This window comes from Mesorhizobium sp. M4A.F.Ca.ET.050.02.1.1 (assembly GCF_003997725.1).
Lineage (GTDB): Bacteria > Pseudomonadota > Alphaproteobacteria > Rhizobiales > Rhizobiaceae > Mesorhizobium.
The window spans coordinates 1-9,766 of sequence record NZ_RZSG01000164.1; the positions used below are offsets into that span (position 1 = coordinate 1).

General features: G+C 63.9%; 11 protein-coding genes. 4 read left to right on the plus strand and 7 right to left on the minus strand.

Annotated elements, in window-relative coordinates; genetic code table 11:
* The 5 genes from EOA33_RS13620 to EOA33_RS39015 form a co-directional block, all read right to left on the minus strand.
* Window positions 1-674: 1-acyl-sn-glycerol-3-phosphate acyltransferase (locus EOA33_RS13620; RefSeq protein WP_127405845.1), on the minus strand; the 674-nt coding region annotated here is incomplete at its 3' end.
* Window positions 675-759: 85 nt separating this feature from the next.
* Window positions 760-2,736: a threonine--tRNA ligase gene (gene thrS / locus EOA33_RS13625; protein WP_126054258.1), complete on the minus strand. Its 1,977-nt coding sequence runs from the start codon at window positions 2,734-2,736 to the stop codon at window positions 760-762.
* Between the two features lie 154 nt (window positions 2,737-2,890).
* Window positions 2,891-3,709, minus strand: coding sequence for a class D beta-lactamase (gene blaOXA / locus EOA33_RS13630; protein WP_127405846.1), 819 nt, complete (start codon window positions 3,707-3,709; stop codon window positions 2,891-2,893).
* Between the two features lie 146 nt (window positions 3,710-3,855).
* On the minus strand, window positions 3,856-4,230 hold the full coding sequence (gene yidD, locus EOA33_RS13635; RefSeq protein ID WP_126054256.1) for a membrane protein insertion efficiency factor YidD: 375 nt from the start codon (window positions 4,228-4,230) through the stop codon (window positions 3,856-3,858).
* A 67-nt stretch (window positions 4,231-4,297) separates the two neighbouring features.
* Window positions 4,298-4,456, minus strand: coding sequence for a hypothetical protein (locus tag EOA33_RS39015; RefSeq protein WP_189347861.1), 159 nt, complete (start codon window positions 4,454-4,456; stop codon window positions 4,298-4,300).
* 93 nt (window positions 4,457-4,549) lie between these two features.
* On the opposite strand from EOA33_RS39015, the gene EOA33_RS13640 reads away from it, so the two are divergent.
* Complete coding sequence (locus tag EOA33_RS13640) at window positions 4,550-5,455, plus strand: LysR substrate-binding domain-containing protein (protein WP_126054255.1); 906 nt, start codon at window positions 4,550-4,552, stop codon at window positions 5,453-5,455.
* A gap of 8 nt (window positions 5,456-5,463) precedes the next feature.
* On the opposite strand, the gene EOA33_RS13645 is transcribed toward EOA33_RS13640, so the two are convergent.
* Window positions 5,464-5,910 (minus strand): iron-sulfur cluster assembly scaffold protein, encoded by a 447-nt coding sequence (locus tag EOA33_RS13645; protein ID WP_126054254.1) that lies wholly within the window; start codon window positions 5,908-5,910, stop codon window positions 5,464-5,466.
* 242 nt (window positions 5,911-6,152) lie between these two features.
* Between EOA33_RS13645 and folE the strand changes: the two genes are divergently transcribed.
* The 3 genes from folE (at window position 6,153) to EOA33_RS13660 (ending at window position 8,340) form a co-directional block, all read left to right on the plus strand.
* On the plus strand, window positions 6,153-6,788 hold the full coding sequence (gene folE / locus EOA33_RS13650; RefSeq protein ID WP_126054253.1) for a GTP cyclohydrolase I FolE: 636 nt from the start codon (window positions 6,153-6,155) through the stop codon (window positions 6,786-6,788).
* Between the two features lie 36 nt (window positions 6,789-6,824).
* Window positions 6,825-7,283 (plus strand): phosphoribosyl-AMP cyclohydrolase, encoded by a 459-nt coding sequence (gene hisI, locus EOA33_RS13655; protein ID WP_126054252.1) that lies wholly within the window; start codon window positions 6,825-6,827, stop codon window positions 7,281-7,283.
* A gap of 85 nt (window positions 7,284-7,368) precedes the next feature.
* Complete coding sequence (locus tag EOA33_RS13660; RefSeq protein ID WP_126054251.1) at window positions 7,369-8,340, plus strand: patatin family protein; 972 nt, start codon at window positions 7,369-7,371, stop codon at window positions 8,338-8,340.
* 21 nt (window positions 8,341-8,361) lie between these two features.
* On the opposite strand, the gene recJ is transcribed toward EOA33_RS13660, so the two are convergent.
* A partial coding sequence (gene recJ / locus EOA33_RS13665; protein WP_127405847.1) for a single-stranded-DNA-specific exonuclease RecJ occupies window positions 8,362-9,766 on the minus strand: 1,405 nt, incomplete at its 5' end.

Consider the following 9,766-nt stretch of genomic DNA (forward strand, 5'->3'; position numbering starts at 1 on the left):
GCCATGTTCATTGGACCGCTGACCAGATGGAACAGCCGTCCGTTCTGGCCGGAAAAATGCATCGGGATGACGGAAGCCCTGGCGTCCTGGATCAGCCGGGCCGGAAATATCTTCCAAGGCAGGTCGCGCGCCAGGCCAAATCCTTTCGGCGCGGTGGCGACGCCGCCGGCCGGGAAGACGATGATCGTGACACCTTCCTTCAACAGCCGCACCGCCTCATGGCGCACCGCCATGTTGTTCTTCACCGCTTCCTTGGTTTCGGAGAAGTCGATCGGCAGCGAGTAGGGTTCCATCTCGCGGATCTTGAGCAGGTCCTTGTGGATCATGACGCGGAACGGCCGTCCGAGCTGCTCGGCCAGCGAAAGCACGGCGATACCGTCGCCGATGCCGAACGGATGGTTGGCGACGATCACCAGCGGCGTGTCGGGCAGCATCGCCGGCGGCCATGGAGCGGCGTTCCGGACCTTGACGTCAATGAGCTCCAGCATGCGGCTGAACACGCGCTCGCCGCTCGGCGCCACCTGGCGCCGCCAGAAATCATAGAGCGCGGCAAAACGGTCGCGGCCGGACAGGCCCTCGACGGAATGGATGAACCAGCGCGTCAGCGCCGGCTGATGCGGGTTGGCGTAGGAAAGCTCGGGAAACGGTCTTTCCCGCAGTTTCAGCTTGAGCATCGCGGCTCGTTACAGCTTTGGCGTGACAGCCATGTGAAAATGGCGGTGGATCGCTCCACCGCCAAGCCATCGGGAATGTGCGGATTCAGGCAGCGCGTTTGCGCCTGCGATCCGGCGTTATCGCTTCCTCGCTCAATTGTGCGATCGCCTCGGCCAGGCCGAGCGATTCCTGGTCGCGCGACCCCAACCGGCGGACGTTGACCGTCTGCTCCTCAGCTTCGCGCTTGCCGCACACGAGAATGACGGGGACCTTGGCCAGCGAATGCTCGCGGACCTTGTAGTTGATCTTCTCGTTGCGCAGATCCGCTTCCGCCAGAAGCCCGGCGGCCTTGAGTTTGGCCACCACCTCATTCGCATAGTCGTCGGCATCGGATGTGATCGTGGCGACCACCACCTGCAGCGGCGCGAACCACAGCGGGAAATGGCCGGAATAGTTCTCGATCAGGATGCCGAGGAACCGCTCCATCGAGCCGCAGATGGCGCGATGCACCATCACCGGTTGCTTCTTTTCCGAATCCGATCCGATGTAGAAGGCGCCGAAACGCTCCGGCAGGTTGAAGTCGACCTGCGTGGTGCCGCACTGCCATTCGCGGCCGATGGCGTCCTTCAGCACATATTCGAATTTCGGGCCGTAGAACGCACCCTCGCCCGGGTTGATCGAGGTCTTGATGCGGTTGCCTGACCGTGTGCGGATCGTTTCCAGCACGCCGCTCATGATCTCCTCGGCATGGTCCCAGGCCTCGTCCGTGCCGACGCGCTTGTCCGGCCGCGTCGACAGCTTCACGCTGATCTCGTCGAAGCCGAAGTCGGCATAGGTCGACAGGATCAGGTCGTTGATGCGCAGGCACTCCGCCGCAAGCTGCTCCTCGGTGCAGAAGATATGCGCATCGTCCTGCGTGAAGCCGCGCACGCGCATCAGCCCGTGCAGCGCGCCCGAAGGTTCGTAGCGATGCACATTGCCGAATTCCGCAAGCTTGACGGGCAGATCGCGGTAAGACTTCAACCCATGCTTGAAGATCTGCACGTGGCCGGGGCAGTTCATCGGTTTCAGTGCGAACACCCGGTCGTCGTCGGTGTCGTCGCCGGCCACCGTCACCTTGAACATGGCGTCGCGATACCAGCCCCAGTGGCCCGATGTCTCCCACAGGCTCTTGTCCAGAACCTGCGGTGCGTTGACCTCCTGATAGCCCTGCTCGTCGAGGCGTCGGCGCATGTAGTTGACCAGGTTCTGGAACATCTTCCAGCCCTTGGCATGCCAGAAGACGACGCCGGGTCCCTCTTCCTGGAAATGGAACAGGTCCATCTCGCGGCCGAGCTTGCGGTGATCGCGTTTCTCGGCCTCCTCCAGCATCGTCTGGTAGGCGTCGAGCTGCGCCTGGTCGGCCCAGGCGGTGCCGTAGATGCGCGTCAGCATCGGGTTGTTCGAGTCACCACGCCAATAGGCGCCGGCGACCTTCATCAGCTTGAAGGCATTGCCGATCTGCCCGGTCGAGGCCATGTGCGGACCGCGGCAGAGGTCGAACCAGTCGCCCTGCGCGTAGATCTTCAGGTCCTGGTCGTCCGGAATGGCGTCGATCAGTTCCAGCTTGTAGCGCTCGCCCTTGTCGGCAAACACTTTCTTCGCCTTCTCGCGCGACCAGACTTCCTTGCTGAACGGCTTGTTGCGCTGGATGATCTCGCGCATCTTCTTCTCGATCACCGGGAAATCGTCCGGCGTGAACGGCTCGTTGCGGGCGAAGTCGTAGTAGAATCCGTTCTCGATCACCGGCCCGATGGTCACCTGCGTTCCCGGCCACAGTTCCTGCACGGCTTCCGCCAGCACGTGCGCGGCGTCGTGCCGGATCAGTTCCAGCGCCCGCGGATCCTCGCGGGTGATGATCTCGACCTTGCCGGGCTTGCCGAGCGGATCGGAAAGGTCGCGCACGGTGCCGTCGATGGCATAGGCCACCGCCTTTTTGGCCAGCGACTTCGAGATCGATTCGGCAAGGCCGGCGCCGGTCATCGCCGCGTCGTAGTCGCGGACGGAGCCGTCGGGAAATGTCAGGGAAACGGAATTCAGCATAGAGTTCTCCTATCCAGTCCCGCAAACGAGCGCGGGTGGTGAAATGCATGTCGCCCAAAGTGCAGTGGTTTGGAGCATGCGCAAGAAGCCGGATGCGTCCGGCGGCGGCAGTCTTTTATGGGTAGATTTCAGCGCCGTAAAGCGCTCGTTCCGCCTATTTGATCAAGCCGGGCAGCTCTTTCAAGAACGCCGCGCGCGTCTTCAAGCCCTTGGGCATGTCGGTGCGGTTGGTGCCGACGACCAACCGGGCAAAGATGATCCGGCGCTCGCCTTTTTCAGCCCAGCCGACGAACCAGCCGAGCGAGCGCATGTCCTTGCCGCCATTGCCAAGCCTTGTGCTGCCGGTCTTGCCCTGCACTGCCCAGTTCCCTGCCTGGAAGCTCGGGACGATCGCTTCCGCCATCTGATGCGCCTTGGCAGAAACCGGCATCTTGCCGGCCAGCAGCCGGCGCAGGAAGGCGGTTTGCTCGACAGGCGATATCTCCAGCGAGGAGTTCACCCAGGAATGAGTGAGGCCGTCGTTCTTGCCGGCATCGCCGGTGACATCAGCGTTGCCGTAGCCGAATTTCGACACATAGCCGGCAAATCTTTCAGCGCCGAGCCGGCGGGTAATCTCGCGCGAATACCACAGGACCGAGTCTCTCTCCCAGATCGTCGGATCGACCGTCTTCCGGTCGCGCTTCACCGCGTTGAACTCGGGCTTGTAGTCCCAGTTCGGCGCGTGTTCGTCGGCGAGGATGCCGGCGTCAAAGCCGATCAGCGCCAGCGGCAGCTTGAAGGTAGAGGCCGGGCTGAAGCGTTGGTCGCAGGCACCGTCGCGATAGAGTGTGTCGCCGCTCGCCGCATCCTGGATCAGCGTGCATTCGATATCGCCGAGCGGCGCCGACTGTGCGCGCATCGGGAACCCGAGCAGCCAGGCCAGCAGGAAGAGAACGATGGCAAAAACGAACGGAAGGCGGTCTATCTGGCGCATGACGTTTCTCTCCTGAAGGGCGGCAGGAGCGTATTTATCCAAGCCTCTTGTCTCGATTTTGTCTCAAATGCGCGAGTTCACAGCAACATGCGGTTAACCTAACCAAATCGTTAAGGAAGCTTTGGCCGCCGCTCCTTGGCGGGCGCTCAGGCTTCGGGATTGCCGCGCTTCCTGCCGATCTGCCGATAGCGCCACGGCATGAACCATACGTAGCGCTTGGCGAGCGTCTCGGGCACGAGGTCGATGCCGTGTGTTCCGAACGGGCCGCAGCGCAACACCCGGAAAAACCCCATCCAGCCGCCGGCCCACAGGCCGTGGCGCGCGATCGCCTCATGCGCGTATTCGGAGCAGGTCGGCAAATGCCGGCAGGAATTGCCGACGAAGCCGGACAGCGTCAATTGATAGAGACGGACGAGCGACGTGCCGAAGACGCGGCCCGGCGTCTTGCGCCAAGGTCCCGGCCAGTTGCGCCCGCGCCGGGTCGGCCCGGCGCCGTGCGTATATCCAGGATAGTCGCTCATCTCTCCGCAGCCTGTTTCACTGCGCGATAGATGTGGGCTTCGCGCCGGGAACGCAATGGTCTTTGCCTCACGACCTCGAGCGGCGGACAGGATGCCGGTCGGTCCACTGGGCATGGTGAGAGGGAAGATCGCTGCGATCATGGTGGCGGTTCGGCGTGGCTGCGCCATGCCACTGGAATGTTGCGATCCGCATGACCTCGTTGAGAATGTCCAGAAGCTGGTTCATCGCAGTGCTCCTTTGAGCATCGATTGGACTACCGCTGGCCTTCCTCCTCAAACGAGTATAATTTCCTCCTCGGATAACCTGAGGTTATGCGAAATGAAACGAGGACGGCTGCCACTGACAGCGCTCAGGAGCTTCGAGACGGCCGGGCGACATTTGAGCTTCAGCCGCGCAGCGGAGGAGCTTTATGTCTCTCAGGCGGCGATCAGCCGGCAGATCCGCGAGCTCGAGACTTTCCTGCGCCAGCCGTTGTTTCACCGCCTGCATCGGCGGGTCGAACTGACGGATGCGGGGCAACGGTTGCTCGACCAATTGGTCAGAAGCTTCGACGACATCGACCGGGTGCTTTCGGATCTGGTGGCATCGCCGGCGCAATCGGTGGTCCGCGTCAGCGTTGAACCATCGCTAGCCGCTGTATGGCTGGTCCCGCGGCTCAATCGCTTTCGCCAATTGCGGCCCGACATCGACGTGTCGCTGGAAGTCGATGTACGGCCGATCGAGTTCCGCAGCGACCAGCCCGAACTCGCCTTGCGTTTCAGCGCGCACGCCACGTCATGGCCGCGCACCGAAGCCGAGCGCCTGGCCTCGACTGTCGATTCACCGGTGCTGTCGCCAGGGCTGCTGGCATCGGGCCCTCCCCTGGAAAAGCCGATCGACCTTCGCCACTACACGCTGCTGCACGAGGAGAACCGCCAGGGTTGGGCGCGCTGGTTCCAGGCCGCCGGCGTGCCCGCCGACGCGGTACCCGCGCGGGGTCCGATGCTGGCAGACATCTCACTTTCCAAGCAGGCAGCGTTGCTCGGCCACGGCGTGGCGCTCGGCGATCTTTTGCAGATCGGCGAGGAACTCGCGTCAGGCACTTTGATAAAGCCGTTCGACATCGATGTTGCTTCCGGCGCCTATTGGCTGGTGGCCAGGAGCTTGCGGGATCTGCCGGAACCCGCCAAGGCGTTCGCCGACTGGATCAGAAGCGAGTTCGCCGTGACCGGAAGAACTGCCTAGCCCGATCCTTAAGCCGCCTGCCCGGCGCGTTTCCTCTCGATCTGGCCGATGGCGTCGACCACAGCATCGAAGGTCAGCATGGTCGAGGCATGGCGCGCCTTGTAGTCGCGCACCGGCTCAAGGAATTTGAGGTCGGCGAAACGGCCTTCAGGCGGCGCGCCGTTTTCCTTCAACATCTTCAGCATGGTTTCGCGCACAGCGCGCAACTCATCCGCGTGCGCGCCGACGACATTCTGGGCCATGATCGAGGACGAGGCCTGGCCGAGCGCGCAGGCCTTCACGTCATGCGCGAAATCGGTGACGACGTCGCCGTCCATCTTCAGGTCGACGGTGACGGTCGAACCGCACAGTTTGGAATGCGCGCGCGCCGTCGCGTCGGGGTGGTCAAGCCGACCGACGCGCCCGATGTTTCCGGCGAAGCCCAGGATTTTCGCATTGTAGACGTCGTCGATCATTTTTTTCCAATCTGTCGCCGCCCAACGAACAGGGTTTGCCGCTGATGCGTCTTTCATTCGCTCGGCACGACCATATATAATGCTGGCAGTCGGGCATCGACAAGGCAACCAAGCGCCGCCGTCAGTGCCCAAATTTGTTCACGCCGCTTACGGGCTGGAAACCGGGCGAGTTTCTAACACCCGAAAGGTCGTGGTCCGTTCAACTCGTTCCTCCTGAGAGAGGAACTACGGGAGACGCCTTTATGGATGCCGTCATCAAGAAATTCATGCCCCCTTCCGCCTATATGGAAAAGCCCGTCACCGACCGGCCGAGCGAAGCCGAAGTCGAGGCGGCCGTGCGCACGCTGTTGCGCTGGACCGGTGACAATCCGGACCGCGAGGGCCTGATCGACACGCCGAAGCGCGTCACCAAGGCGTTTCGCGAAATGTTCAACGGCTACGACATGTGCCCGGCCGACGAACTTGGCCGCACCTTTGAGGAAGTCGCCGGCTATGACGACCTCGTGCTGGTCAAGGACATTACCTTCCACTCGCATTGCGAACACCACATGGTGCCGATCATCGGCAAGGCGCATGTCGGCTATCTGCCCGACGGCAAGGTCGTCGGCCTCTCCAAGATCGCCCGCGTCGTCGACATCTTCGCCCATCGCCTGCAGACCCAGGAAGCGATGACGGCGCAGATCGCCGGCGTCATCCAGGACGTGCTCAATCCGCGCGGCGTCGCCGTCATGATCGAGGCCGAGCATATGTGCATGGCCATGCGCGGCATCCGCAAGCAGGGCTCCACCACGCTGACCTCGACCTTCACCGGCGTCTTCAAGGACACGCCCGAGGAGCAGGTCCGCTTCGTCACCATGGTGCGCGGCGGCGGGGCCTGAGCGGCCCTCGCCGGCCATCCAAGACAAGGACCGGTGATGTCGGCACTGGAATTCCCGAAAGCTCCCTCGGACAAGAAAGCACTGGAGGAAGGCACCGCCTTCTGCCCGCGCTTCGATGCGGCCGGCCTCGTCACCGCGGTCGTCACCGACGCCGAGGACGGCAAGCTGCTGATGGTGGCGCACATGAATGCTGAGGCCCTGGCGCTGACGCTGGAGACCGGCATCGCCCACTATTGGTCGCGCTCGCGTAACGCGCTGTGGAAGAAGGGCGAGACCTCGGGCAATGTCCAGACCGTCGTAGAGATGCTCACGGATTGTGACCAGGATTCGATATGGCTTCGCGTGAAAGTGTTGGGCCACGACGCAACTTGTCACACCGGTCGACGTTCCTGCTTTTATCGGACGGTGGGGCTGATCGACGGTAAGGCAACGCTTGCCGACGATGGCAGCAGGCCGCTGTTCGATACGGAACAGACGTATCGGAAGCCGGTGTGAACCATTCAATATTCACAAACCACTAATATTCACTATTCTCAAACATCCTTGCTGTAGAAAGGATGTGGGATAAGGGGAGATTATGATGCTCGAATGGGCGTCATTACGTGGCAGACCAGACGTTCGAGAGGCCAATGGCCCCTCCTCGTCCGGCGGCGCATCCGATCAGAAGCCTGGCAAGAAGACGGGTATTTCGCTGGCACTCGGCGGTGGCTGCGCGCGCGGCTGGGCCCATATAGGCGTGCTGCGCGCGCTTGACGAGGCCGGCATCGAAGTGTCGATGATCGCCGGCACCTCGATCGGCGCGCTGGTTGGCGGCTGCTACCTGGCCGGCAAGATGGACGAGTTGGAGGAATTCGCCCGCAGCCTGACCAAGCGTCGCATCTTCGGCCTCCTCGATCTCAACCTGCGCGGCAGCGGCCTGTTCGGCGGCATGAAGCTCGACGCAAGGCTGCGCGAGCATCTGGCCGGCATCCGCTTCGAGGATTTGTCGAAGCCCTTCGTCGCCGTCACCTCGGAAATCCGCACCGGCCACGAGATCTGGCTGTCCAAGGGCTCGCTGATCACGGCTATGCGCGCCTCCTACGCGCTGCCCGGCGTGTTCGAGCCGGTGAATTGCAACGGCCGCATTCTGGTCGACGGCGCGCTGGTCAACCCGGTGCCGGTTTCGGTTTGCCGCGCCTACGAGCAGCCGCTCGTCGTGGCGGTCAACCTCCACTATGACCTGTTCGGCCGCGCCGCCGTCATCAAGCACAGCGCCGGTGAACTGGTCATTGAAAAGGACGCGCCGGGACCCGGCAGGGCCGACAGTGTGCACCAGTCGCACCAGACGCGGCTCGGCATCACCGGCGTCATGGTCGAAGCCTTCAACATCATCCAGGACCGGATCTCGCGCGCCAGGCTCGCCGGCGATCCGCCCGATATGTCGCTGCAGCCCAAGCTCAGCCATATTGGCCTGACCGAATTCCATCGCGCCGACGAGGCGATCCGCCTCGGCTACCAGGCGACGATGGCGCAGATAAACGAACTGACCCGCCTGCAGACCGTTCTGGCCTGATCTCAAGCTACAGCCAGGTTTTCAAGCAAGCGCCGCGTCGGTGATGCGGAACTGCACCGTCCGGTTGCCGTTCCAGTAATTGCCGGACAGCGACCCGGCGACATGCACCGTCTTGCCCCGGTTCCTGAACAGGAATTCGCCGAGTGCCGTATCGACGGCGCGAAAGGCGATCGCCTGGATGCGGCCACCGCTTTGCGACTGCAGCTCGGCGCGGATGTGGTTGGTGCCGACCGGTCGCGCATCGGTCAGCCGGTGGCGCGGCAGCGCGAACACCGGCGCCACATGGCCGGCGCCGAACGGGCCGGCCTGTTCCAGCGCATCGAGCAGGGAGAGCGTCGCGCCCTCGGCGGCGAGCGCGCCATCGATCGCCAGGCTTTCCTCGTCCTGCAGCCGGAACACGTCGGCCGCCGCGCGCTCCTCGAAGAAGGCCCTGAGAGCGCCGAGCCCGGCCCGCTCCACCGTGATGCCGGCCGCCATGCCATGGCCGCCGCCCTTGACGATCAGCCCGGCATCGGCCGCCTCGCGCACCAGCCGGCCGAGATCGAATCCCGACACCGAGCGGCCCGAGCCGGTGCCGACCCCATTGGCGTTGAAGGCGATGGCGAAGGCCGGCCGGCGCGCATGGTCCTTGAGGCGTGAGGCGAGCAGGCCGACGATGCCCGGATGCCAGGTCTGGCCGGCGGTGACGACGATGGCCGGGCCATTGCCGCCGGCAAGCTCGGCATCGGCCTCGGTGCGCGCCTCGGCCAGCATCTCCAGCTCCATCTGCTGGCGCTCCTGGTTCAGCCGGTCTAGCGTCTCGGCGATCGTGCCGGCCTCGACCGGATCGTCGGTGGCAAGCAGGCGGCTGCCGAGCGCGGCATCGCCGATGCGCCCCCCGGCATTGATGCGCGGCCCGATCAGGTAGGCGAGGTGAAAGGTGCTGATCGGCTCGCCGATGCGCGACACCCGGGAAAGGGCTGCCAACCCCTCGCTTCTCTGCTGGCGCGCCACCTGCAACCCCTTGACCACGAAGGCGCGGTTGACGCCGGTGAGCGGCACCACGTCGCAGACGGTCGCCAGCGCCACCAGGTCGAGCAGCGACAGCAGGTCCGGCGGGGCGGCCTCCGACAGCCGGCTTCGCAGGATCTTCGCCGTCTGCACCAGGCAGAGGAAGACGACGCCGGCGGCGCAAAGATGACCCTGCCCCGAGAGATCGTCCTCGCGGTTGGGATTGACCACAGCATTCGCCACCGGCAGCGGGCCGCCGACCTGATGGTGGTCGAGCACCACGACATCGGCGCCGGCCTGCTTGGCCGCGTCGATCGAAGTGGCGCTGTTGGTGCCGCAGTCGACCGTGACGATCAGCTTGGCGCCGCGCGAGATGAGGTCGCGCATGGCTTCCGGATTGGGACCGTACCCCTCGAAGATACGGTCGGGTATGTAG